At 67.9% G+C, this 23,365-nt stretch carries 21 protein-coding genes and 1 pseudogene; 6 read left to right on the forward strand and 16 right to left on the reverse strand.

Annotation, left to right across the window (positions count from 1 at the left end):
- Window positions 1–81: 81 nt before the first annotated feature.
- The 7 genes from pstB to FEZ32_RS07025 all read right to left on the reverse strand — a co-directional run bounded on the left by pstB (window position 82) and on the right by FEZ32_RS07025 (window position 8,378).
- On the reverse strand, window positions 82–858 hold the full coding sequence (gene pstB / locus FEZ32_RS06995; RefSeq protein WP_138680297.1) for a phosphate ABC transporter ATP-binding protein PstB: 777 nt from the start codon (window positions 856–858) through the stop codon (window positions 82–84).
- A gap of 46 nt (window positions 859–904) precedes the next feature.
- The gene (gene pstA, locus FEZ32_RS07000) at window positions 905–1,924 is read right to left on the reverse strand and encodes a phosphate ABC transporter permease PstA (RefSeq protein ID WP_097798342.1); all 1,020 of its coding nucleotides are present in this window, start codon (window positions 1,922–1,924) and stop codon (window positions 905–907) included.
- Entirely contained in the window at window positions 1,921–2,964 is a 1,044-nt protein-coding gene (gene pstC, locus FEZ32_RS07005; RefSeq protein WP_097798343.1) for a phosphate ABC transporter permease subunit PstC, read from the reverse strand. Before pstC ends, pstA begins: the two co-directional genes overlap by 4 nt.
- A 134-nt stretch (window positions 2,965–3,098) precedes the next feature.
- Window positions 3,099–4,256 (reverse strand): phosphate ABC transporter substrate-binding protein PstS, encoded by a 1,158-nt coding sequence (gene pstS, locus FEZ32_RS07010; protein WP_138680891.1) that lies wholly within the window; start codon window positions 4,254–4,256, stop codon window positions 3,099–3,101.
- Between the two features lie 229 nt (window positions 4,257–4,485).
- Window positions 4,486–5,397 carry an NUDIX hydrolase gene (locus FEZ32_RS07015; RefSeq protein ID WP_028702121.1) on the reverse strand — a complete coding sequence of 304 codons (912 nt, stop codon included), beginning with the start codon at window positions 5,395–5,397 and terminating at the stop codon, window positions 4,486–4,488.
- Window positions 5,394–7,541 carry an RNA degradosome polyphosphate kinase gene (locus FEZ32_RS07020; protein WP_097798344.1) on the reverse strand — a complete coding sequence of 716 codons (2,148 nt, stop codon included), beginning with the start codon at window positions 7,539–7,541 and terminating at the stop codon, window positions 5,394–5,396. Before FEZ32_RS07020 ends, FEZ32_RS07015 begins: the two co-directional genes overlap by 4 nt.
- Window positions 7,542–7,679: 138 nt before the next feature.
- Entirely contained in the window at window positions 7,680–8,378 is a 699-nt protein-coding gene (locus FEZ32_RS07025) for a winged helix-turn-helix transcriptional regulator (RefSeq protein WP_051238075.1), read from the reverse strand.
- 183 nt (window positions 8,379–8,561) lie between these two features.
- On the opposite strand from FEZ32_RS07025, the gene FEZ32_RS07030 reads away from it, so the two are divergent.
- On the forward strand, window positions 8,562–9,050 hold the full coding sequence (locus FEZ32_RS07030; protein ID WP_138680298.1) for a hypothetical protein: 489 nt from the start codon (window positions 8,562–8,564) through the stop codon (window positions 9,048–9,050).
- A 73-nt stretch (window positions 9,051–9,123) separates the two neighbouring features.
- On the opposite strand, the gene FEZ32_RS07035 is transcribed toward FEZ32_RS07030, so the two are convergent.
- The 4 genes from FEZ32_RS07035 to FEZ32_RS07050 form a co-directional block, all read right to left on the reverse strand.
- The gene (locus tag FEZ32_RS07035) at window positions 9,124–10,179 is read right to left on the reverse strand and encodes an LLM class flavin-dependent oxidoreductase (RefSeq protein WP_028702118.1); all 1,056 of its coding nucleotides are present in this window, start codon (window positions 10,177–10,179) and stop codon (window positions 9,124–9,126) included.
- A gap of 62 nt (window positions 10,180–10,241) precedes the next feature.
- A complete protein-coding gene (locus tag FEZ32_RS07040) occupies window positions 10,242–11,723 on the reverse strand; it encodes an MFS transporter (RefSeq protein ID WP_028702117.1) in 1,482 nt (493 codons plus the stop codon).
- Between the two features lie 155 nt (window positions 11,724–11,878).
- On the reverse strand, window positions 11,879–12,316 hold the full coding sequence (gene dtd, locus FEZ32_RS07045; protein WP_138680299.1) for a D-aminoacyl-tRNA deacylase: 438 nt from the start codon (window positions 12,314–12,316) through the stop codon (window positions 11,879–11,881).
- Complete coding sequence (locus FEZ32_RS07050) at window positions 12,313–12,543, reverse strand: hypothetical protein (RefSeq protein WP_097827291.1); 231 nt, start codon at window positions 12,541–12,543, stop codon at window positions 12,313–12,315. Before FEZ32_RS07050 ends, dtd begins: the two co-directional genes overlap by 4 nt.
- A gap of 215 nt (window positions 12,544–12,758) precedes the next feature.
- Here FEZ32_RS07050 and FEZ32_RS07055 point away from each other — a divergent pair, with 215 nt between their 5' ends.
- From FEZ32_RS07055 to FEZ32_RS07065, 3 genes are read left to right on the forward strand one after another with little or no spacing between them, the layout of a single operon-like run.
- On the forward strand, window positions 12,759–13,256 hold the full coding sequence (locus FEZ32_RS07055) for a nitrobindin family protein (protein WP_028702115.1): 498 nt from the start codon (window positions 12,759–12,761) through the stop codon (window positions 13,254–13,256).
- Window positions 13,253–14,221 (forward strand): CAF17-like 4Fe-4S cluster assembly/insertion protein YgfZ, encoded by a 969-nt coding sequence (gene ygfZ, locus FEZ32_RS07060; protein ID WP_028702114.1) that lies wholly within the window; start codon window positions 13,253–13,255, stop codon window positions 14,219–14,221. The genes FEZ32_RS07055 and ygfZ overlap by 4 nt, the downstream gene beginning before the upstream one ends.
- 31 nt (window positions 14,222–14,252) lie before the next feature.
- Window positions 14,253–15,665: a sugar transferase gene (locus FEZ32_RS07065; protein ID WP_138680300.1), complete on the forward strand. Its 1,413-nt coding sequence runs from the start codon at window positions 14,253–14,255 to the stop codon at window positions 15,663–15,665.
- Between the two features lie 43 nt (window positions 15,666–15,708).
- Here FEZ32_RS07065 and FEZ32_RS07070 read toward each other — a convergent pair whose 3' ends face one another.
- The 5 genes and pseudogenes from FEZ32_RS07070 to typA all read right to left on the reverse strand — a co-directional run bounded on the left by FEZ32_RS07070 (window position 15,709) and on the right by typA (window position 21,010).
- Window positions 15,709–16,254 carry an isochorismatase family protein gene (locus FEZ32_RS07070; RefSeq protein WP_138680301.1) on the reverse strand — a complete coding sequence of 182 codons (546 nt, stop codon included), beginning with the start codon at window positions 16,252–16,254 and terminating at the stop codon, window positions 15,709–15,711.
- A gap of 184 nt (window positions 16,255–16,438) precedes the next feature.
- Window positions 16,439–16,843, reverse strand: coding sequence for a L,D-transpeptidase (locus FEZ32_RS14205; RefSeq protein ID WP_051238074.1), 405 nt, complete (start codon window positions 16,841–16,843; stop codon window positions 16,439–16,441).
- A gap of 546 nt (window positions 16,844–17,389) precedes the next feature.
- A pseudogene (locus tag FEZ32_RS14210) lies at window positions 17,390–17,755 on the reverse strand (hypothetical protein); the annotation flags it as partial.
- 94 nt (window positions 17,756–17,849) lie between these two features.
- Window positions 17,850–18,959: an SH3 domain-containing protein gene (locus FEZ32_RS07080; RefSeq protein WP_126412762.1), complete on the reverse strand. Its 1,110-nt coding sequence runs from the start codon at window positions 18,957–18,959 to the stop codon at window positions 17,850–17,852.
- Between the two features lie 188 nt (window positions 18,960–19,147).
- Complete coding sequence (gene typA / locus FEZ32_RS07085; protein WP_028702111.1) at window positions 19,148–21,010, reverse strand: translational GTPase TypA; 1,863 nt, start codon at window positions 21,008–21,010, stop codon at window positions 19,148–19,150.
- Window positions 21,011–21,227: 217 nt separating this feature from the next.
- Between typA and FEZ32_RS07090 the strand changes: the two genes are divergently transcribed.
- Both FEZ32_RS07090 and FEZ32_RS07095 read left to right on the forward strand, forming a co-directional pair.
- Window positions 21,228–22,400: an MFS transporter gene (locus FEZ32_RS07090; RefSeq protein ID WP_138680303.1), complete on the forward strand. Its 1,173-nt coding sequence runs from the start codon at window positions 21,228–21,230 to the stop codon at window positions 22,398–22,400.
- A gap of 5 nt (window positions 22,401–22,405) precedes the next feature.
- The gene (locus tag FEZ32_RS07095) at window positions 22,406–22,903 is read left to right on the forward strand and encodes a GNAT family N-acetyltransferase (RefSeq protein WP_126412763.1); all 498 of its coding nucleotides are present in this window, start codon (window positions 22,406–22,408) and stop codon (window positions 22,901–22,903) included.
- Window positions 22,904–23,365 lie beyond the last annotated feature (462 nt).

Consider the following 23,365-nt stretch of genomic DNA (forward strand, 5'->3'; position numbering starts at 1 on the left):
GTGCCGTACATGGCAGATCTCATCCGTGTGCCGGGTCGGATCACCCGATCCGGTCCGGCTGCCGCCCCCCAGCGGGTCGGATCACCCGAAGCGGCCCGAGATGTAGTCCTCGGTGGACTTCTGGGTGGGGTTGGAGAAGATCCTCTCTGTGGAGTCGATCTCGACCAGCCGACCCGGTTCGCCCTGAGCCTTGAGGTTGAAGAACGCGGTCCGGTCGGAGACCCGCGCCGCCTGCTGCATGTTGTGGGTGACGATCACAACGGTGAAGCGTTCCTTCAGCTCATTGATGAGGTCCTCGATCGCCAGGGTCGAGATCGGGTCCAGGGCCGAGCAGGGCTCATCCATCAGCAGCACCTCGGGTTCCACAGCGGTCGCCCGGGCGATGCACAGCCTCTGCTGCTGGCCACCCGACAGGGAGGCTCCCGAGCGGTCCAGCCGGTCCTTCACCTCGTCCCACAGGTTCGCCCCGCGCAGCGCCCGCTCGGTCACCTCGTCGAGGGCCTTCTTGTTCTTCGCCCCGGTCAGGCGCAGCCCGGCCACCACGTTGTCGCGGATCGACATCGCGGGGAAGGGGTTCGCCCGCTGGAAGACCATCCCCACGGTCCGGCGCACCGCCACCGGGTCGACCCCCTTGCCGTACAGGTTCGCCCCGTCGAGCAGCACCTGTCCGGTGCAGTAGGCCCCCGGGATCACCTCGTGCATCCGGTTGAGGGTGCGCAGCACCGTCGACTTGCCGCAGCCCGAGGGCCCGATGAAGGCGGTCACCGTGCGCGGTTCGACGGTGAGCTCCACCGACTCCACGGCGTGGAAGTCTCCGTAGTAGATGTTGAGGTCCTTGACCTCGATCCTCTTGGCCATGTCAGTCCTTTTCTTCTGGTCGTCGCCGCATCCGCGAGGGAGGCGGTCACCGGCCCATTCGGCGCAGGTAGCGGCGGGAGATCGCCTTGGCGATGATGTTGAGCCCCATCACCAGGACGATGAGGGTCAGCGCGGCGCCCCACACGGTGGGGGTGTCGGCCGATCCCTGGGTGTACGCGTTGGAGATGATGGTGGGCAGGGTGGCGAAGGTCTGGGTGTTCGGATTCACCGTGAGGTACTGGTTGAACTGCAGCAGCACGATCAGCGGTGCGGTCTCTCCCATCACCCGGGCCAGCCCGAGCATGATGCCGGTCGCGATTCCCGAGATCGAGGTGGGCAGCACCACCGAGACGATGGTCCGCCACTTCGAGACGCCCAGTGCCAGGGAGGCCTCGCGCAGCGAGTCGGGCACCAGCTTGAGCATCTCCTCGGTGGACCGCAGCACGGTCGGCACCATGAGGATCACCAGGGCCAGGGACGCCGCCCAGGCCGACTGGTGGCTGCCGAAGGTGGTGACCACCAGGGCGAAGATGAACAGTGCCGCGACGATCGAGGGGACTCCGGTGAGCACGTCGACCGCGAAGCTGATCACCCTGGCGATCTTCGTGCCGCGGGCGTACTCGACCAGGTAGATGGCGGTCAGCAGGGCGATCGGAACCGAGATGACGGCGGTGATGAGGCCGATCTCCACGGTGCCGAGGATGGCGTGCAGGGCGCCCCACTTGGCCTGGTCCGCGGCGTCCATCGCATTGGTCCACCAGGACGCGCGCAGCAGGGATCCGATCCCCTTGCTGATCGCAGACCACAGCACCCACACCAGCGGTGCGACGGCCAGCAGGGTGGACAGGACCATGAAGGCCGAGGCGAATCCGTTGCGGGCGGTCCGCCATGCGGAGGGCCGGGAGAGGTCCAGACGCGGTGCGGGCGCTCCGGCGGTCGCGCCTGAACCGGCACCTGCGGTGGCGCTCACACCTGCGCTCACCCCTGCGTTCGCACCGGCACCGGCGGCGACGCCGTTCGGCGTCCCGGGGGCGGTCTTCGAGTCGTGGGGGGATGAGGAGCTCATCGCTTGACCCCTCTCTCGGCGATCATTCGGGCCGCGCCGTTGACGAAGAAGGTGATGACGAACAGGGCCAGGCCCGAGGCCACCAGGGCGCCCAGGGACTTGGGATCGTTGAGGGCCTCGGGGAAGTCGCGGGCGATCTTGGAGGCGAAGGTGTCGCCGCCGGTGAAGATCGACGGGTCGAAGGCCCGACGCAGCTGCATCTGGCTGACCTGCTGGAGGATCAGGGTGACGGCCAGGGTCTCGCCCAGGGCCCGTCCCAGACCGAGCATCGATCCGGAGATGATCCCGGACCGGGCGTGGGGCAGGACGGCCATCTTGATGACCTCCCAGCGGGTGGCCCCCAGGGCGAGGCTGGCCTCGATCTGGTCGGTGGGGGTCTGGGCCATCACGTCACGGCTGGTGGCGGTGATGATCGGCAGGATCATGATCGCCAGCACGGTGGAGGCCAGGAAGACGGTTCCGCTCACATCGGTCCAGCTGGGTGTCTCGCGGAAGATCGGGATCCAGCCCAGAAGGGTGGCCAGCACCGAACGGATCCACTCCAGGAAACCGGCCTGACTGAGCACGATGCTGCCCCACAGGCCGAAGATGATGGAGGGCACCGCGGCCAGCAGGTCGACCACGAAGGCCACCGGACCGGCCAGCCGAGGAGGCGCCATCTGGGTGATGAACAGGGCGATGCCGATGGCCAGTGGCACCGCCACCGCCAGCGCGATGATCGACGAGATGGCGGTGGTCCAGGCCATCGCTGCGATCCCGAAGTTGAGCGGGGAACTGTCGGTGGACCAGGTGCGGGTGGTGAAGAAGTTCGACTCGTTGTCCTGCAGCGCCGGGATCGCGGACCTCACGAGGAAGGCGAAGATCAGCACCACCAGGACGGCCAGCAGGATCGCCACGGTGGCCGAGGTGCCGGAGAAGATCCGGTCGCCGACCCTGGACGGCGGCTTGGTCTGCACCCTGGTCGGGTGCGGGTCGGGCTGGCCCGCGGCGTGCGGGGACGCCGGGCCGTGGGACTGCGCGACGGCGTTCGGTTCGGCCATGGATTTCCTTCCTCAAGCGGGATCCGACACGACGGGACCGTGCCCGGTGAGACCCGTCCGACGTCAACAGTGGCACATCGGCGGGTGGTTGAGACCGGGCACGGTCCTCATCGTGATGAATCGGGACGGACAGGTCAGGAGATGGCCGCCACCGAGGCGAGCACCTTGCCGGAGACCTCGGCCGGCAGCGGGGCGTAACCGGCCTTCTGGATGGCGGTCTGCTCGGTGGAGGAGGCGTAGAAGGACATGAAGTCCTTGAGGAGGGCGGTCTTCTGGGGGTCCAGGCCCTTCGAGCAGACGATCTGGTAGGTCACCAGAACGGCCGGGTAGACGCCCTGGGGGGTGTCCTTGTACTGCATCTCCAGGCGCAGGTCGTTGCCGTTGCCGGCGGCCTTGGCGGCCGAGACCGCCTTGCCGGCGGACTCGCCGGTCAGCTCGACAGGTCCGGCGCCGTTGTCGATCTTGGCCATCGACAGGCTGTTCTTGGTGGCGTAGCTCCACTCGGCGTAGGAGATCGAGTCCTTGGTCGACTTGACCGCCTGGGAGACGCCGGCAGACTTGTCGGCGCCCTTTCCGGTGCCCTTCCACTGCTTGGAGTGGGGCTCGGACCAGATGTCGCCGGCTGCCGTGTTGAGGTAGTTGGTGAAGTTGTCGGTGGTGCCCGACTCGTCGGAGCGGTAGAACACCGAGATGTTGGTGGAGGGGAGCTTGGCGCCAGGGTTCTCCTTCTTGATCGCCTCGTCGTCCCACTTGGTGATGTCGCCGGCGAAGATCTTGGCCATCGTCTGCGTGCTGAGGGTGAGATCGGAGACGCCGTCCACGTTGTAGACCACGGCGATCGGGCCGGCGACCATCGGCAGGTGCCAGGCGTCATTGGCCGAGCAGCGCTCCTTGGCCTTGGCGACCTCGCCCTTGTCGGCCGACAGGGCCGAGTCGGATCCGGCCCAGTCGATCTGCTTGCCGGTGAAGGCCGAGACGCCGGCGCCGGAGCCGGTGATCGAGTAGTTGACCTGGCCCTTGCCCTTGCAGGCGGTCTTGTAGTCGTTGATCACCTGGGTGATGGCATTGGCCTGGGCCGAGGAGCCGGCGCCGTTGATCGCGCCGCCGGGGCAGGTCGGGGTGTACTTGGTGTTGCCGACCGGTGCCGCGGGGGTGCTGGACGAGTCGGTGCCGGCCTGGCTGCTGGCCGCCGAGGAGGTCTCGGTGGCCGAGGGGGAGGAGCTGCTGCTCGAGCTGTTGGAGCCGCACGCGGCGAGCGAGACGCTGCCCAGGAGTGCCATGGTCGCGATCATGGCGAGGCGCTTGGTCTTCACAAGAACTTCCTTGAGTGCTGGGGACTGTGGTCCACGGGTCCGGGAGTCTTCCGGTGGTCCGCGAGGACGTCTCCCGGAGCACTTCTGGTGGCCCGTACAGCGCACACGCTAAGCGGCCGACATGACCTGAGGGCCGCCCCCCGGTGAACGCCGGGTGAACAGCTGCCGGCCGGCGGACAGGTCCGCGCAACCGGATCCCCCGAGCACCTCAGATGCTGGGCCTGTGCCATTCCTGGCGGATCGCCTTGCCCTTGGCGTTGAGGTGGACGACCAGGCACTCGGCGGTCGCCATCGGGTGGTTGCCGGAGTGCAGGACGTCGCCCATCGCCGGCAGCACCGGCCGGTGTCCGCAGATCGCCAGCGGCTGGTCCGGGTCGGCCAGCTGCTCGGCGACCAGCTCCTTCATGGCCTTGCGGGTGGGCTTGTGGTGGGCCTCGAAGGCCTCCTCGGTGAACTCCTCGCGCTGCTGGATCTCGACCCCCGCGGCCTGCGCGTAGGGGGTGAGGGTCTGCATGCATCGGGTCGCCGGGGAGCTCACCAGCCGCGAGACGCCGTAGGCCTCCAGCAGGGCGGCGAGGGCCTTGGCCTGGCGCTTGCCCCGCCGGTCCAGCGGGCGTTTCGGATCGGTCTTGTTCCGGTGCTTGCCCGAGGCCCACTCCTTGCGGCTGATCGCCTTGGCGTGGCGCACCAGGGCGATGGTGGTGGTGGCCGGGAGTTTCACGGCCTCCTCAAGAACCTGGACGTCGGTGGCGTAGCTGAGCCGGGTGCGGGCCTCGGCCAGGTCCAGCCACATCGCCTGGTCGACCTCCTCGTCGGGCTCGTGGGGGTGCTCGGAGCACACCGTGCCGACCCACCACTGGACGAGCTTGGCCATCTTGTTGGGCATCTCGTACTCGATGGGCTGCAGGTTCGCCGACAGCCGGATCCGCACCCCGGTCTCCTCGAGCACCTCGCGCACCGCGGTCACCGGGGAGTCCTCGCCGGGCTCCTGGTGTCCCTTGGGCAGGCTGATGTCGTCATAGCGGGGTCGGTGCACCGCCAGCACCTGCACCGTCCCCTCGGCGGTGCGGCGCAGGACCACTGCACCGGCCGCCAGGACCGGTCCCTTGCGGCGGCTCATCGGTGACGCCCCCTGGTCCGGGTCTCGGCGATGAGTCGTTCCTGCAGATCGGTGAGGATCTGGCCGTCGGCGTCGCGGGAGACCTGGGTCCACTCGCGGTCGCGCAGCTGCCAGGAGATGGTGTGCTCGTTGAAGGCCAGCGCGAAGAGGTTCTCGATCTCGGCGATGTGGTCCTTGTTCGACAGGCTTACCAGCACCTCGACGCGGCGGTCCAGGTTGCGGTGCATGAGGTCGGCCGAGCCGATCGCCACCGTCGGACGCCCGCCGTTGGCGAACCAGAAGACCCTCGAGTGCTCCAGGAACCGGCCCAGGATCGAGCGGACCCGGATGTTCTCGCTCAGCCCGGGGATGCCCGGCCGGATGCTGCACATCCCGCGCACCCACAGGTCCACCGGGACCCCGGCGCGCGAGGCGCGGTAGAGGGCGTCGATGATCGCCTCGTCGACGATCGCGTTGACCTTGATCTTGACCCCGGCCGTCCGGCCCTCCTTCTTGGCGGTGATCTCCCGGTCGATCGCCTCCAGGATGCCGCTGCGGATCCCCTCGGGGGCCACCAGCAGTCGGCGGTAGCGTTTCTCGGCGGTCATCCCGGACAGGTGGTTGAACAGCCGGGCGACGTCGTCGGTGATGATCGGGTTGCAGGTGAGCAGCCCCAGGTCCTCGTACTGTCGGGCGGTCTTCGGGTTGTAGTTGCCGGTGCCGATGTGGGCGTAGCGGCGCAGGCTGTCGCCCTCGTCGCGGATCGCCAGGGAGAGTTTGCAGTGGGTCTTGAGACCCACCATCCCGTAGACCACGTGCACCCCGGCCTTCTCCAGCACCCGGGCCCAGCCGATATTGGCCTGCTCGTCGAAGCGCGCCTTGATCTCCACCACGGCGAGCACCTGCTTGCCGGCCTGGGCGGCCTCCACCAGGGCGTCGACGATCGGGGAGTCGCCGGAGGTGCGGTAGAGGGTCTGCTTGATGGCCAGCACCTTGGGATCGGCGGCCGCCTGCTCGATGAACCGCTGGACGCTGGTGGCGAAGGAGTCATAGGGGTGGTGGACCAGGACGTCACGACGCCGGATGGCGGCCAGGATGTTGGCCGGCCGGGCGGTCTCGACCTCCGCCAGGTGGGGGTGGGTGATGGGCAGGAAGTTGGGGTACTTGAGGTCGTCGCGGTCGACGTCGCCCAGGGAGAACAGCCCGGTGAGGTCCAGCGGGGCGGGCAGCCGGAAGACCTCCCGCTCGGAGACGCCGAGCTCGCGGGTGAGCAGTTCGAGCATGTCGTCCTGGATGTCGTCCTGAACCTCCAGGCGGACCGGTGGCCGGCCCACCTCGCGGCGCAGCAGCTCCTTCTCGAGGGCGAAGAGGAGGTTCTCGGCGTCGTCCTCCTCGACCTCGACGTCCTCGTTGCGGGTCACCCGGAAAGTGGTGTGCTGAATGACGTGCATCCCGGTGAACAGCTGGTCGAGGTGGCGGCTGATGACCTCCTCCAGGGGGAGGAACCGGCCGTGTCCCAGGTCGATGAACCGGGGAAGCACCGAGGGCACCTTGACCCGGGCGAACTGATTGGTGCCGGTGACCAGGTTGCGCAGCATCACGCCGAGGTTGATGGACAGCCCGCGGATGTAGGGGAAGGGGTGGGAGGGGTCGACCGCCAGCGGGGTGAGGACCGGGAAGACCCGTTCGGAGAAGAGGGTGCGCATCCGGTCCTTCTCCTCGTCGTCCAGCTCCGACCAGGTGAGGATGTGGATGCCCTCCTGGGCCAGCGCCGGGCGGACGTCCTTGGAGAAGACTCTCGACTGGGCGCTCACCAGCTCGTGGGTGCGGTCCAGGATCGCCTCGTGGAGGTCGCGCGGCATCTGGCCGGTGAGGGTGGGCACCGCGACGCCGGCGTCGATGCGGCGCTTCAGCCCGGCCACCCGGACCATGTAGAACTCGTCGAGGTTGCTGGAGAAGATGGCCAGGAACTTCGCGCGCTCCAGCAGCGGGATGCGCTCGGCGTCACGGGCCAGGTCGAGGACCCGGTTGTTGAAGGCCAACCAGGACAGCTCGCGGTCGGAGTAGCGGTCGACCGGAAGGTCCTGGTCGGACGCGGGGGCCTTGCGCTTGGCCTTCTGGGCCGCCTGTCTGGCCGCTGAAGGGGTGACTGACTGCTTGGCCATCTGGCTGCTCCTTGTGGGAACCGGGACGGTGTCGTCGGTTGTGGCCGTCCGGTCTGTCGGCCACAAATCTATCGGACGGGACGTGGGTGAAGGGCCGGTCGGAATCCCGCCGCCGTGGCGGCCGGCCCTGCCGGCGGGTCAGCGCTGGGCCTGGAAGCGGTATCCCACCGACCGGACGGTCTGGATGTGACCCTCGTACTCCGGGCCGATCTTGGCGCGCAGCCGCCGGATGTGGACGTCGACGGTGCGGGTGCCGCCGTAGTAGTCGTAGCCCCAGACCTCTGAGAGCAGCACATCGCGGGTGAGCACCCGGCCGGGATGGCCGACGAGGAACTTCAGCAGTTCGAACTCGGTGTAGGTGAGGTCCAGGCTGGTGCCCCCGACCGAGGCCGTGTAGGCGTCCTCGTCGACGGTGAAGGGGCCGGCGACCAGCTCCTTGGTCTCGTGTCCCGAGGCGACGAACCGCAGTCGGGCGTCGGCCTCCAGGGAGGTAGCGGTGTCGGTGAGGAAGTCGTCGGCCCCCCAGTCCCGGGTCACCACCGAGAGGGTCTTGGCCGAGGCGAGAAGCATCACCGGGACCGTCGACTCCCGGGAGGACAGCTGCAGGCAGGTCTCGCGCGCTCTGGCCGGTTCGGTGCGGCAGTCCACCAGGACGACGTCGGTGGTGTCCAGATGATCCAGACAGTCCTCGATGTCGTCGTAGCGGATGGTGGTGTGAGGGAGCAGCTCGAGTGCCTCCGGCAGCGGCTCGTCTGCGGGCCCCACAAGAGCCAGTCTCGACACGATGCGCCTTATCCTTCCCACGGCCTGCCACAGGATTGTGAGCACGGTCACCATCCGGATGACGACGCCATCGTAGCGGGGTGGGAGTTCGGCACCCGACGGTGCCCGCCCCGATGACCCCTCATCGATGGAACTGCTTGTGGACCAGTGATCGACTCTGATGTGCATTCTGCCCCAGATGGGCCCGGAATGGCGCATTTTTCGTGCTGGTGTGCATCGGGCACATAAGATCGTTGGGTGGTCTCGGACCTTCCTGACAACTGGTTCAGACCCGCGCGCTCCCAGGAGGACGGCGACGCGGGGGAGTCTGACCCACGCGATCCCGGTGAGCGCAGCGGCGATGAGGACGCTGTCGAGACCACCGGATCCGGTGCCGGCGAGCCCGGCGAGAAGGCTCGTTCCGAGAAGGGCCGGTCAGAGAAGACTCGTTCCGAGGAGAGTCGCGGAGACGACACCCTCGACCCGACCACCGGTGGGCTGCTCAGCCTGGGCGATCCCGACGGGGAGGGGCCCAGCGTCGTGGTGGGTCATACCGCCGGCTACCACCGGGCCTCCGGGCACGGCTTCGACGGCCCGCACGGCATCCGGTGGTCCTGGGTGCTGCTGGCCGCGGTCCTGTGCATGGTGATCGGCCTGGTGGTGGGGATTCTCATCCCCGGACTTGACTCCCAGGACCAGCCGTTGCCGCGCATCTGCGCGGCAACGGGGTTCCAGTCGGTCGGCTAGCCGAGGTCGCGGCCGGTCGGGCGGAGCGCCCAACCGGCCCGACAGGGGAGTCCGGCCGGCTCGGCAGCGGCACTCAGTCGATCGGGTAGCCGGTGGTCGGCCCCTCGGTGTTGGGCTGCCAGCCCAGGGCCGGGGCGATGTGGGTGGCGAAGTTCTCCAGCAGTCTCAGGTTGACCTCGGGTCCCAGCTGCGAGGGGATGGTGAGCATCAGGGTGTCCGCCTCCTGGATGGCGACGTCGGCCTTCAGCTCGGCGATCAGGGTGTCCGGATCACCGGAGTAGGTCTTGCCGAAGGTTGAGACGAAGCCGTCGATCATGCCGATCTGATCGCGGGACTGGTCGCCCATCGGGGCGGCGAACCAGAGGTCCTCCTTGCTGAGCACCGGGAAGATCGAGCGGCTCACCGAGACCCGCGGGGTCCGGGTGTGGCCGGCCTCCTTCCAGGCCTGCCGGTAGGCGCGGATCTGAGCGGCCTGGATCTCGGCGAAGGATCCGCCGTTCGCCTCGGTGAGCAGTGTCGAGCTCATCAGGTTGACCCCGAGTCGCCCCACCCACTCGGCGGTCGCCGCGGTGCCCGATCCCCACCAGATGCGGTCGGTGAGGCCGGGGGAGTGCGGTTCGATCCTCAGTCGCTGGCCGGGGCCGAACTGCTCGGGGTCGGCCTCGGCGACCCGTTCTCCCCCGATCGCGCGCAGGAAGAGGTCGAACTTGTCGCGGGCGAGGTCGGCGCCGCGGGGGTCACTCGACCCGGTGTAGCCGAAGGCCTGGTATCCGCGCAGTGCGGGTTCTGGGGATCCCCGGCTGATGCCCAGGGCGATCCGGTTGTCGGCGATAAGATCGAGCGCCCCGGCCTCCTCGGCCAGGTACAGGGGGTTCTCGTAGCGCATGTCGATGACCCCGGTACCCACCTCGATGCGCTTCGTGGTGGCGGCGATCGCCGACAGCAGCGGCATCGGGGAGGCCGCCTGCCGGGCGAAGTGGTGGACCCGGAAGTAGGCCCCGTTGACGCCCAGTTCATCAGCTCCCTGGGCGATCTCGATCGCCTCGCGCAGGGCTCGGGCGGCGTCCGGGTCGTAGGGTCCGGTGCCCCGGCCGTAGTGGCCGAAGGAGAGGAATCCGAAACTCTTCATGTCCGCATCAATGTCCGTGACATGTCAATTATTCCCGCGGGCATCTATTCCCGCGGGCATCGTCACGCAGTGCCTCCTGCAGCCGGGAGCGACTGTCGGGTGCCCGCGTAGTGGGTCGACAGGCTCCGGTACTGCGGCGACATGAAGGCCAGCGCCACCGCGATCAGCATGACCAGACCCGCGAGCAGGAACATCAGGGCGATGCCACGGGTGTCCCCGCGCCCGAGCAGCCAGCCGAGGAGATGCTGCCCGGACCCCTCGCGCATCCAGGGGATGACCGCGAACTCCGCCACCGGCGCCACCAGGAAGGCCGAAACCGGGGCGGCGGCCGTCTCCAGACTCTGGGCGAACCCGAAGACCCGACCCTGTCTCTCGAACGGCACCACTCTCTGCAGGATCGTCTGCTCGGCGGCCTCCGCGGCCGGGATCATGCACATGTAGACGAAGATCCCCACCGCGAACAGCACCCAGGACTCCCGGATCGCGAAGACGGCGCCGACCACCGCCACCCCGATGTTGACCATCAGCAGGGTGCGCACCGGGTTGTGGCCCAGGCCGGTCCTGGCGATGATCCCGCCGCCCACGATGAACCCGATGCTGGTGACGCCCAGCACCAGACCCCAGGCCTGGGCGGACATCAGCTCCAGTCCGTAGGGGTCCATCAGCGCCATGTAGACCCCGCCCACCAGATTGTTGAAACAGGTGAACAGGATCAGGGCGATCAGCCCGGGCACCGAGCGGATGGCCGCGATCGAGCCGGACAGATCGATGCGCTGCCTCAGGGTCAGAGCGGGCTCCGGGGCCGGGGCGCCGTCGGGACTCGGGACCCCGGCGGGAGTCTCGGCGCTGTCGGTGGTGCCGGCGGGGATCCCGGTGCTGTCGGCGGTTCTGCCGGGCACCTCCTGGCCGCCCTCGGGAGAGGACTCCGCGGGGGTGCTCCGGGCCGCCGTCATGATCCTGTCCTCGGGGATCGAGATGGTCACCAGATGGGCCATGGCGGCCCCGGTGGCCACCAGGGCGATGAGCAGGGTGGGTCCCATCCCCAGATATCCGATGGACAGCCCGGAGAAGACCGAGGTCACCATGAAGGCGATCCCCTGCACCACCCCCACCAGGCCGTTGGCCCTGTCCCGCCGGTCGTCGGGGACCAGCAGTGTCACGGTGGTGGACAGCGCGATGTTGCGCATGTTCTCCACCACGCTGCCGGCGAGGATGACGCCGATGAAGGCCCAGAACGCGGGGGAGGAGATGCTGAGGAAGGACTCGTCGGGCAGCACGACCCACATGCCGCCGGCCAGCAGGTAGGTGCCCAGGGTGACCACCTGGGCGATCACCATGACCTTCTTCTTGCGGTTGTGGTCCACGATCACCCCGAAGGCCAGCGAGCACAGGGCCACCATGGCCATGTACCCGCCGCCGACGATACCGGTGGCGAGCACCGATCGGGTCTCGAGGTAGATCCAGAAGGTGAGCGCGAACCACAGGAAACTCGTCGTCACGTTCGCGAGCAGGGTGTTGACCAGGACGTGATGGAAGCTCTTCACGGCCCCTCCTCGGTTGGGTCCGGCCGGTGACCGGATCGGACTGACCGACACACAGTATGCAGGGCAGGTCCGACAACTTCGGGACAGCCGGTCGTCGCGCTCGATCCCGACGTCCAGTTCCGCGGTCCAGCGGCGGTCCCGCCGTCTCGAGCCGGTTACTGCCAGGTGTCGGAGTCGATGATGATCGTCACCGGGCCGTAGTTGACCAGGCTGACCTTCATGTCGGCGCCGAAGACGCCGGTCTCGACATGGGCGCCCAGGGTGCGCAGGTGCTCGACGAAGTGGTCGATGAGGGGTTCGGAGACCGGGCCGGGGGCCGCGGCGTTCCAGGTGGGACGACGTCCCTTGCGGGTCCCCGCGTAGAGGGTGAACTGGCTGACCACCAGCAGCGGCGCCCCGATGTCGGAGGCCGACCGCTCATCCTCGAGGATCCGCAGTCCCCACACCTTGGACGCCACCTTCTCCACCACGGCAGGGGTGTCGTCGTGGGTGATGCCGGCCAGGATCACCAGACCGGGCGAGGTCAACTGCCCGACGGTCCGGCCGTCGACGCTGACCCGGCCCTCCAGCGCGCGCTGGATGACCACTCTCACCGGGCGACCCGGATGTCGTGCTCCTGCTGGGTGGCGGGCTGGCAGTGGCAACGATCGGCCACCGCCACGCCCCACAGCGCCTGGTCGATGTGCTCACCGCATCCCTGCCAGGTGGGCTTCCCGCAGCGGGGGCAGGTGATCTGATGGCACATGTGGTTCTCCCTGATCGATTCGAGGTACGAGTCGTCGCGGGTCCGGGATCCGGCCGCGGCATCGCCGCCGCACATGCTACGACGCCTCGGCGGGGTCCCCGGGGATCCTTGCCCCGGACATAGAATCCCCCCATGGCCACACTTGATCTCGTCGTCCTGGTGGCCGCCTGCCTGTCGGTGACCGTGGGGTTGCTGGTGCTGGTGGTTCGGGAGCTGCTGCGCAGGGCCGGCCCCGGCGTCTGACCCGCACCCGACCACTCACCGCCCTCGCCGAGTCCCAGGAGAAACCGATGCCCTTCCAGATACCCGATGATCTCAACAACGCCCTGATGCCGCTGGCCTGGATGATCGGCCACTGGGAGGGGGAGGGCCACGGCACCACCCCCGAGGACGGCGACTTCGACTTCGGCGCCCAGGTGGACTTCGCCGACAACGGCGGCGACTACCTGCACTACGTCTGCCAGACCTTCACCAAGAATCCCGACGGCACCCCGAAGGCGCCGCTGCGGATGGAGGCCGGGTTCTGGCGTCCGGGCCCCGATCAGACGATCGACGTCGTGATGGCCGCACCGGAGGGCTGGGCCGAGGTCTGGACGGGCACGATCGACGGCGCCCGGATCGAGCTGGTCACCGATGCCGTGATGACCACCGAGAACGCCGATCTGCCCTACACCGGCGGTCAGCGGCTCTACGGGCAGGTTCAGGGGGATCTGCTGTGGACCTTCGACCGGGCCACCGCCGAGACCCCCCTCCAGCCCTACATGTGGGCCCGGATGGCGAGGTCCTGATGTCGGCGGTGATGCTGGCCGAGGGACCCGACGCCGGTCTGGTGTCCCATCTCGACAATCCCAATCTGGAGCAGCGGCGGATGGCCGACGGCTCGGGCTGGCTGCTGCTGGCCAACCGCGAGGTCTTCTCGGTGACCGGCCCCGACCGGCTGGGCTGGCTGCACTCGATCACCAGCCAGTTCCTCGAGGGCCTGGAACCGGGCCGGACGGTCACCGGTCTGGTGCTCTCGCCGACCGGCCACGTCGAGCACGTCTTCCACGGGGTCGACGACGGCACCACCTTCTGGGCCTGGACCGAGCCAGGACGCGGGCAGGGGCTGGTCGACTGGCTGGACTCGATGCGCTTCATGATGCGCGTGGAGGTGGCCCTGCGTCCCGACCTGCAGGTGCTGTGGCTCGCCTCCAGCACCGCCGCTCCCGGAGCTCTGACGGACTCGCTGGTGAGCCTGGACTCCGAGGTGGCCGAGGGCCGGGAGCTGCTGGTCCCGGCGGACCGCCTCGACGAGATCACCGGAAGTCTGGACGCCGTCCAGGTGGGGGTGCGGGCCTGGGAGGCGCTGCGGATCGCCGCCGGGCTGCCGAGGATCGGCCTGGACACCGATGAGCGCACCATCCCCAATGAGATCGGCCTGTACGGCACCCATCTGGAGAAGGGCTGCTACCGCGGTCAGGAGACGGTGGCCCGGGTGCACACCCTGGGTCGGCCGCCACGCCGGCTCACCCTGCTCTGTCTGGACGGCTCGGACGCCGACCTGCCCGCACCCGGCAGCGAGGTGACCCTGGCCGGACGCCGGGTCGGGACCCTGGGCACCGTGGCGATGCATCACGAGGCGGGCCCGATCGGGCTGGCCCTGCTGCGCCGGGCGACGCCCGGCGACGCCGTCGTGGAGGTGGACGGCCATCCCGCCAGCCAGGAGTTGCTGGTGGACCCGGAGGTCGGGCTGCACGTCCGGCCGATACTCTGAGGGGACATCTCCCCGGGACCGGGAGAACACGATGAGGAGAACACGAGTGCCGCAGAAGGTCGATTTCAACAAGACCCAGAAGCTGCTCACCGCAGTCATTGACGTCGCGGTGTTCGTCGGCTGCCTCTACCTGTCCTTCTACCTGCGTTTCTTCACCTCGTTGGGATTCATTCCGTCGCGCAATCTCAATGACGCCAAGGCTGCGATGCTGGTATCGGCGATCGGTTTCCTGGCCATCAACGTGTTGTCGGGTGTCTACGTCCTCTACAACAAGACGGTTCTCGATGTGTGGATCATCACCGTCGTCGACCAGATCCTCATCACAGTCTTCATCATGGCCCTCACCTTCGCCGGCCGGTGGTTCGCCTTCCCCCGGTCGGTGCTGCTCATCAACCTGGCCGTCAGCATCATCGTGCTGGTGCTGTGGAGAACCTTGGTCTTCCTCGCCTATCAGCGGATCCGCGGGGTGAAACGGGTGATGGTGCTCGGCCCCCCAGATCAGATCTCCGGGGCTGTGCTGAACTACATGTCCAACCGCAGTCGACGTCACCGCCTCACCCAGGTGGTCGACGGGCACTACCTGGAGCAGATCCGGGCACACATCGACGAGTTCGACACCGCCCACGTCTCGGATCTCATCCCCAACGCGGAGCGCACCGCGATCTATGATCTTCTTCTCGGCGAGGAGAAGGAGATATTCCTCACCACGAGTTTCGAGCACCTGCTGCTGGTCAATCCGACGATCATGAGTATCGAGGACGAGTCGATCATCGCCGCCAGCCCGTTCAAGATTCCGTCGGAATTCGACCTCATCAAGCGGTGCTTCGACTTCCTGGTGGCCCTGATCGGTCTCATCATCGCCTCCCCGGTGATGCTGGTCACCGCGATTCTGGTGAGGACGACCTCCCCGGGCCCGGTGTTCTACCGGCAGACCCGGATCACCAAGGGGGGCAAGGAGTTCCGGATCCTCAAGTTCCGGTCGATGGGGGTCACCGCCGAGAAGAACTCCGGCCCGATGCTCGCCACCACCAACGATCCTCGGGTGACCCCGGTCGGCAAGTATCTGCGCAGTCTCCGGATCGACGAGCTGCCGCAGCTGTTCAACGTGCTGGTCGGGGACATGTCGATGGTCGGACCCCGCCCGGAGCGGCCCTTCTTCGTCGACCAGTTCCAGCAGGGGAACGCCCACTACCGGCTGCGCCACAACGTCCGGGCCGGACTCACCGGCTACGCCCAGGTGTACGGGAAGTACGCCTCGGACTTCGCCAGCAAGCTCAACTTCGACCTCATCTACATCAAGGAGTACTCGCTGCTTCTCGATGTCAAGATCATGATCCAGACCATCAAGATCCTCTTCGACAAGGTCTCCTCGCGCGGGGTCGACGAGACCGAGGAGCGCGACACCACGGTCCGGCTGCCGGAAGGGGTCCAGGAGCTCCACTGAGTCCCTGCGGCCCTGGAGAAGGGTCACAGAGGCCTGAGACGCCTCAGACGAACTGCACCTGGGCGGCCGCAGTGGCCGTGCCCCGGGCATCGGGGTAGACGCTGCCCCAGGTCGCGTACATGTTGGTCTGGGCGATCGTGGCCCTGGCCGGCAGCTCGATCCCGTCGAACTCGCCGTCCTCGGTGGTGTGCGCATCGGAGACCAGCACCGAGTCGTAGCCGAGTATCAGGGCGCTGTGCCAGGTGCATCGAATGCACTGGTCGGTCTGCGCCCCGGCGATCACGAGTCGCCTCATCCCGAGGCGTTCCAGCAGCGCCGGGAGCTGCGGGTTCGAGAAGGAGTCGCCGTAGGTCTTGTCGAGGCGGGCGTCGCCGTCGGCGGGGACCAGTCGGTCGTCGAGCTGCCACTGGTCGCTGCCGAGCGGCATGGCCTCGTCGTTGTGCTGGACCCAGATCACCGGAACCTGCTCGGCGTGAGCGCGGTCGACGAGACCGACCACACGGGAGACGACGCCGTCGGAGTCATAGGCGTTCGCCAGTACGTCCTTCTGCAGATCGATGACGATCAGCGCTGTCCTGTTCTGTGTCATCGCCACACCCTAGGTGGTTGCGGTTCATGGGGCCGGTGGCTCGCCTGCCCTGGTGCGGCTCATACGGCCAGGAGCGTCCTGAGGTCCGACTGGGGGGGACAGACAGGAGTCCCGGGGCCGAACGCTCGGCCCCGGGACTCCTGTCGATCCTGGCCCGCCTTGAGGGCGGTCCGGTGGTGCGGGCTCAGCGGTAGACGACCACCTTGGTGTTCACCGGGGCGTGGTTCCACACGTACTGGATGCCGGACCAGGACCGGATGTTGACGCAGCCGTGGGAGTTGCCGACGTAGCCGCGGGCGGCGAAGTCGGAGGAGTAGTGGATGGCTTCGCCGCCGCTGAAGAACATGGCGAAGGGCATCCTGGACCCGTAGAGGGTGGAGACGTGGTTCTTGTTCTTCCAGAAGATCTTGAAGGAACCCTCACGGGTGGGCTCGCTGGGCCTGCCGAAGCGGGCATCCAGGGTGATGAGGATCTTGCCGTTGTTCACCAGACGGAGCTTCCGGTCGGTCTTGGAGATGCAGACCACCAGTCCCGAGAGGCATCGGTTGTCGAGTCGCTGGGGGTTGGGTGCGGGCTTGCTGCGCGACAGGTAGCTGGTCTGGACCCAGGCCGTCCTGCCCTTGTAGTTGACCGGGGTGAATCCTCGCTGGGCGATGCCGACGGCCGAGACGTGGTCGCCGCGACGCAGGCTGGCGATGGATCGGGCTGCCAGGCTGGGGCTGACCCGGACCGGCACCGTGGCGGTGGCGTAGACGATGTACTTGGTGAACGCCGGACGCGGCTTGGGCCGTGGCTTGGGGGCCGGGGCGGGCCGGGTGGTGGTGAGGTATCGGGATGCGATCCAGGCCTGGCGGCCCTTGTAGTTGACGGCGGTCCAGCTGCCCTGACGGGCGGTGCCGCTCCCGGCGTCGCGGGTGCCGACGTGCTGACCGCGCTGCAGGGTGCCGCGGGACTTGGACGAGGTGCTGGGGCTGACTCGGACGCTCACCGTCGTTGTCGCGTAGATGAGCTGAGCGGAGAACTTGGGCCTGGCCGGCGTCGGGGTCGGTCTGGGAGCCGGAGCTGGTTTCGTGGCGGAGAGGTACTGGGTGGAGATCCAGGCCTGGCGGCCCTGGTAGTTGACGGCGGTCCAGTCGCCCCGGCGGGCGGTGCCGTTCCCGGCGTCACGGGTGCCGACGTGCTGACCGCGCTGAAGGGTACCGAGGTTCGACCCTGCGGTGGAGGGGGTGCTGCGCACGGTGACGGTCCCGGTGGCATAGACCAGACTGGCCCTGAACGGTGCGGCACTGTGGCTGGGGGTCGACGGTGACGGGGTGCTCGATCCCGCCTGTGCTGGGGTCGGTGTGGCCGACTCCGACGGTGGGGCCGACGGCGGATCAGACGGGGCCGCGCTGGCGAACCCTGCTCCGCTGAAGGCCACGGCTGCGGTGGTGACGGCGACCGCCAACCATCGAGGAACTCTGGTGCCCATGGCACACCTCTCAGATCTCGGACCCTCCATGGCCCGGTTGTCGCCGGCCTGCAACCGGCAGCTGAAAGGTACCTCACGAAGGCCCAGAAATGGCAATTCCCGGGACGCTGCGGGCGATCTGGTGCTATCGGTACACCACCACCGTGGTGCCCACCGGGGCGTGGTTCCACACGTACTGGATGCCGCCCATCGAGCGGATGTTCACGCAGCCGTGGGAGTTGCCTGCGTAGCCGCGGGCGGCGAAGTCGGAGGAGTAGTGGATGGCCTGTCCGCCGCTGAAGAACATCGCATAGGGCATCTTCGAGCCGTAGATGGTCGAGACCCAGTCCTTGCTGCGCCACCCGATGGTGAAGGTGCCCTCCCGGGTGGGGCCCTCCTCGGAGCCGAACCGGGCATCTAGGCTGATGAGGATCTTGCCGTCCTGGACCAGCCGCAGCTGGCGGTCCGACTTGGAGATGCAGACCACCAGGCCGGTGGTGCAGCGCTTGTCGAGGGCGACCCCGGTGGTCGGGCTGGTGGGCGCCGGACGGTTGGTGGTGAGGTACTGGGAGCGCACCCACCCCGTCCCGCCCTGATAGGTGATCGAGGTCCAGGATCCGGCCACCGCACCGGCGGTGGTGATTCTGGCGCCCGACTCCAGGGTGCCGAGCAGCTGGCTGCCTGCCAGGGGGTGCACCCGGACGTTGAGGACGGTGGTGGTGTACATGGTGCGTACCGGAGCCTTGACGCTGGCCGGAAGGGGTTCGGGCCGGTTCCGGGAGAGGTAGCCGCTGGTGACCCAGTAGGCGTCCCCGTCATGGCGGATTGGGGTGAAACCGTTGACATCCCTGCCGGTCACCTGGACCCGGTCCCCGCGCGACAGGGCGCTGCTCACCGCGGCGTCGCTGCTGGCGGCGGCGCGCAGGTTCAGCGAGGAGACCGTGACATAGGCGGTGTAGGGGTCGAAGGGAGCCGGGCTGGGAGTGGTCGGGCTCGTGGTGGGGGTCGGGGTCCCGGTGGTGGGTGTCCGGCTCGGCGACGAGGGGGTCGAGGGGCTCGGCAGGGAGGGCTGCACCGAGGTGGAGCTCGAGGTGCTGGCAGGAGTCGAGGCCGGCGCGGAGGTCGCGGTGGAGGAGGTGTCCGGTCCCGGCGTCCCGGTGGTCGAGGAGGCGCATCCCCCGACGGTCCCGGTCAGTGCGACCATCAGGGCCACGACGGCCCCCCGACTCCCCACGCGGACTGCACTGGCTCGCATCGACTCTGCTCCCATCCGACGGCCTCCCCCGGGCTGGCAGGGCTGTCGCAGCGATCTGCGGCCCCCTGGGTGAACGCGCTGACCCGTCGGGCCAGCGCGTTCACACTATCCGTTCGGGCTTGCCGCACCGCCATTGGCGAGCGGGTGTCGCCGAATCTACCGGGCCGACCGGGCCGGCCCGGTCGGGATCAGGCGTGCTTGGCGCGGAGCCTGGCCTTGGCGCGGTCGTGGGCGTTCAGCGAGGTCTTGCGGATCCGCACGACCTCCGGGGTCACCTCGAGGCACTCGTCGGAACGGCAGAACTCCAGCTGCTGCTCCATCGACATCTTGGTGGCGGGGATGAGCCTCTCCAGCTCGTCACCGGTGGAGGATCGCACGTTGGTGAGGTGCTTCTCCTTGGTGGGGTTGACATCCATGTCGTCGGGCCGGGAGTTCTCGCCGACCACCATGCCCTCGTAGACCTCGTCGCCGGGGGAGACGAACATCGTGCCGCGCTCCTGCAGGTTGAACAACGCGAAGGAGGTCACGACTCCCTGACGGTCGGCGACCATCGATCCGGACTGGCGGGTGCGCAGCTCGCCGACCCAGGGCTGGTAGTTCTCGAAGACCTGGTTCATGATTCCCTGACCGCGGGTCTGGGTGAGGAACTCGGTGCGGAAGCCGATGAGACCGCGGGCCGGCACCACGAACTCCATCCGGACCCAGCCGGAACCGTGGTTGACCATGTGCATCATCTGCCCCTTGCGCAGCCCCATCATCTGGGTGACGGTGCCCATGAACTCCTCGGGGGCGTCCACCGTGACCCGCTCGAAGGGCTCGTTGAGCTTTCCGTCGATCTCCCGGGTGACGACCTGCGGCTTGCCGATGGTGAGCTCGAATCCCTCGCGGCGCATCATCTCGACCAGGACCGCCAGCTGCAGCTCGCCGCGTCCCTGGACCTCCCACATGTCGGGGCGGCCGGCCTCCAGGACGTTGATCGACACATTGCCGATCAGCTCCTGGTCCAGTCGGGCCTTCACCAGGCGGGCGGTGAGCTTGGTGCCGGAGTGACCCGACAGTGGGGAGGTGTTGATGCCGATGGTCATCGACATCGACGGCTCGTCGACGTGGATCAGCGGCAGCGGCTTCGGGTGCTCGGGGTCGGTGATCGTCTCGCCGATGGTGATGTCGGGGATTCCGGCCACGGCGACGATGTCGCCGGGTCCGGCGGTCTGGGTGGGGACCCGCTCGAGGGCCTTGGTGATGAGCACCTCGGTGAGCTTGACGTTCTCGATCGAGCCGTCCCTGCGGCACAGCGCGACCGGCTCGCCCTTGTGGAGCTCGCCCTCGACGATGCGGCACAGGGCCAGACGGCCGAGGTAGGGGGAGGCGTCCAGGTTGGTGACGTGGGCCTGGAGGGTGGCGCCCTCGGTGTACTCGGGCGCCGGAATGCTCTTGAGGATGGTGTCGAAGAGGGGCTGGAGGTCGGGGGAGTCCGGCAGCTGGCCGTCGGCGGGCTTGTCCAGGGAGGCGCGGCCGGCCTTGGCGGAGGCGTAGACCACGGGGACGTCCAGCAGGGAGGCGTCGTCGTCCTCGGAGAGGTCCATGAAGAGGTCGTAGGTCTCCTCGACCACCTCGTCGATGCGGGCGTCGGGCCGGTCGACCTTGTTGATCACCAGCACCAGCGGGAGCTTCTTGGCCAGTGCCTTGCGCAGCACGAAACGGGTCTGGGGGAGCGGGCCCTCGGAGGCGTCGACGAGCAGCAGGACGCCGTCGACCATCTCGAGACCGCGCTCGACCTCGCCGCCGAAGTCGGCGTGGCCGGGGGTGTCGATGATGTTGAGGGTGATCTCCTCGCCGTCGCTCATGGTGTGCTTGACGGCGGTGTTCTTGGCGAGAATGGTGATCCCCTTCTCGCGCTCCAGGTCCATCGAGTCCATCACGCGCTTCGCGACGTCGGCGCCCTCCCGGAAGGCTCCCGACTGCCACAGCATCGCGTCCACGAGGGTGGTTTTCCCGTGGTCGACGTGGGCCACGATGGCGATATTGCGCAGGTCTTTGCGAACGGGCATGCAGGAACTCCGGTCAGTCGAGGGAGATTTGGGGCGGACGCCGGTGGGCATCCCGAGCGATTGTAGTCGTTGCGCGTGTGTGCCGGAACAATGCCGTGCCGGACGGCGTAACGTGGCGGGTCGGTATGTGTACAGATCTGAGCATCGCCCCCAGTGGCCGGCAGTCCGAACCGCGATGGGCGAGGGCCGGCCTGTTCGGCGACAGAGGGAGTTCCCGATGAGCAAGGTGAACCCCGCGGTCTGGGCCGTCACCGTCGCGTGCGCCTTCTCCTACATGGGCATCGGTCTGGTCGATCCGATCCTCCCGTCGATCTCGCGCTCCCTCAACGCCTCCCCGGGGCAGACCGAGCTGCTGTTCACCACCTACCTCTTTGTTTCCGCGATCGTGATGTTCTTCGCCTCCTGGGTGTCCTCGAGGATCGGCCGCAAGACCACCCTGCTGCTCGGCCTGGGGATCGTGGTGGCCTTCTCCACGGCCTGCGCGCTGGCATCCGGTGTGAACCAGGTGATCGGCTTCCGCGGCGGCTGGGGAGTGGGCAATGCGCTCTTCGTCTCCACCGCCCTGGCCACCGTGCTGGGGGCGGCGGCCGACCCGCACAGCGCGATCAGGCTCTACGAGGGGGCGCTCGGGGCCGGCATGGCTCTGGGGCCCCTGGTGGGAGGGCTGCTCGGCGGCATCTCCTGGCGTGGGCCGTTCGCCGGCACCGCCGTGCTGATGGGCGTCGGACTGCTGCTGATCGCCCTCCTGGTTCCTCGCCCCGCGGCCTCCACCCGGCCCCCCAGCCCGGTATCGGCTCCCTTCAGGGCCTTGGGCGATCCTCGCCTGCGGGTGCTGATGATCGCAGCGGTGGTCTACAACTACGGCTACTTCACGCTGCTCGCCTACGCCCCCTTCCCGCTGGAGGCCGCTTCCGCGAAGGCCGGACGGACCTTCACCCCGCTGGATCTGGGCCTGGTGTTCTTCGGCTGGGGGCTGCTGCTGGCCCTCGGGTCGGTGTGGGGGGCGGGTCGGCTGTCCCAGCGGTACGGGACCAGGCACACCCTGGTGGTGATGCTCATCGGGCTGACCGTGGTGGAGGTCGCGCTGGCCGTCAGTCTCAACCTGGCGGTGCAGGTGGTCGGCGTCATCATCGGCGGCGGAATGATCGGCATCCTCAACACCCTGATGACCGAGCTCGCGATGTCTGCCAGTGACCTGCCGAGTGACGTCGTCTCCTCCAGCTACTCCGGTGCCCGCTTCATCGGTGGCGCGATCGCCCCGGCGATGACGGGCACCCTCTCGGCGATGTGGGGGGTGGGCGGTCCCTACTGGATCGGGGCGGTCTGCCTGCTGGCCACGGTGTGGCTGCTGTGGCTGGACCATCAGGCCGTCGTGAGCCGCGCACGGTGATCCCCGTGGACGAGGCGTCGGCGCATCTGCACCTTCATCGTCCGACAGAGGGTCTGGATGAAAGCGTTGCCCGCGGCTGCGTCGCAGGGTTCATTCCGTTGCCCTCACCGGACAGTGTGGCGCCGCTCATGCTGGCTGCCTATAAGGGAACCCCCGACGACGAGGGCGAGTCCTTGGCCGATACCGTCGCCATCCTGCGATCGACGATGGGGGGAGGATTTGGGCGATGGTTGCCGCAGGCGTCATTCCTCGCCCGAGATGACAGCGGTCGATCGGTGGGCGCGATTGTCACTGCTCTGGAGGACGACGGCACCCCGTTCATCGTGTTCGTGTTTGTCGCCCCTGATCGCGGTGGTCAGGGCATAGCCTCTGGGCTGATCGGCCGGTCATGCCGCACGCTGTGTGAGTCCGGGTACTCAACGGTGCGTTTGTGGGTCAACACTGCCAATGAGCGGGCGGTGAGCTTGTACCGGCGTCTCTCCTTCGTCGATGTCGTGGGCTGACTGATCCGCGTTCGGTCCCCGGCCCTTGAGAAGGTTATTCCCCAGCGATGGTGTCGGTCATTGCGTGGCCGCGGACTCGACTCATGCGCCGTGCGTTCCCGGATCGATCAGCGCCCGAAGAGTCGCGCGGAGGGGTTGGATGGAGGCCGCGAGACTCATGCCGTGGCTGTGGGCGCTGCCACAGCCACGGCGTCGTCGGCATTGAGACGTGGAGTGTTCCCGCTTTTGTGGACAGTGCTTTAGGGGCTCCTCAGGATTGAGGGTGTAGCTGTGTGTGGCCTGTAGGGCGGGGTCTGAGGGTGCATGCCACCACCTGAATAGTAAGCCATTCGTCAGGCGGGACTCCAGTAAGATGTGACTTCTGAAACTCCCCAGTATGATTCTAGAGTGGAATAAATCTCCAGGTAGACGGGGTCCTTCTCGTCCCACTTGAAGGGTTCCCGGTTGTGCAATCTCATTGAG

This window comes from Acidipropionibacterium jensenii, assembly GCF_005890135.1.
GTDB classification, from domain to species: domain Bacteria; phylum Actinomycetota; class Actinomycetes; order Propionibacteriales; family Propionibacteriaceae; genus Acidipropionibacterium; species Acidipropionibacterium jensenii.

Bases quoted from the DNA above. Each gene is read 5' to 3' on its own strand.
- FEZ32_RS07070 (WP_138680301.1), bottom strand. From the start codon at position 16,254: ATGACACAGAACAGGACAGCGCTGATCGTCATCGATCTGCAGAAGGAC.
- FEZ32_RS07035 (WP_028702118.1), bottom strand. From the start codon at position 10,179: ATGAAGAGTTTCGGATTCCTCTCCTTCGGCCACTACGGCCGGGGCACC.
- FEZ32_RS07090 (WP_138680303.1), top strand. From the start codon at position 21,228: ATGAGCAAGGTGAACCCCGCGGTCTGGGCCGTCACCGTCGCGTGCGCC.
- FEZ32_RS07025 (WP_051238075.1), bottom strand. From the start codon at position 8,378: ATGGTGACCGTGCTCACAATCCTGTGGCAGGCCGTGGGAAGGATAAGG.
- FEZ32_RS07055 (WP_028702115.1), top strand. From the start codon at position 12,759: ATGCCCTTCCAGATACCCGATGATCTCAACAACGCCCTGATGCCGCTG.
- pstA (WP_097798342.1), bottom strand. From the start codon at position 1,924: ATGAGCTCCTCATCCCCCCACGACTCGAAGACCGCCCCCGGGACGCCG.
- FEZ32_RS07050 (WP_097827291.1), bottom strand. From the start codon at position 12,543: ATGTGCGGCGGCGATGCCGCGGCCGGATCCCGGACCCGCGACGACTCG.
- typA (WP_028702111.1), bottom strand. From the start codon at position 21,010: ATGCCCGTTCGCAAAGACCTGCGCAATATCGCCATCGTGGCCCACGTC.
- pstS (WP_138680891.1), bottom strand. From the start codon at position 4,256: ATGATCGCGACCATGGCACTCCTGGGCAGCGTCTCGCTCGCCGCGTGC.
- FEZ32_RS07065 (WP_138680300.1), top strand. From the start codon at position 14,253: ATGAGGAGAACACGAGTGCCGCAGAAGGTCGATTTCAACAAGACCCAG.
- pstB (WP_138680297.1), bottom strand. From the start codon at position 858: ATGGCCAAGAGGATCGAGGTCAAGGACCTCAACATCTACTACGGAGAC.
- FEZ32_RS07020 (WP_097798344.1), bottom strand. From the start codon at position 7,541: ATGGCCAAGCAGTCAGTCACCCCTTCAGCGGCCAGACAGGCGGCCCAG.
- pstC (WP_097798343.1), bottom strand. From the start codon at position 2,964: ATGGCCGAACCGAACGCCGTCGCGCAGTCCCACGGCCCGGCGTCCCCG.
- FEZ32_RS07080 (WP_126412762.1), bottom strand. From the start codon at position 18,959: ATGCGAGCCAGTGCAGTCCGCGTGGGGAGTCGGGGGGCCGTCGTGGCC.
- FEZ32_RS07015 (WP_028702121.1), bottom strand. From the start codon at position 5,397: ATGAGCCGCCGCAAGGGACCGGTCCTGGCGGCCGGTGCAGTGGTCCTG.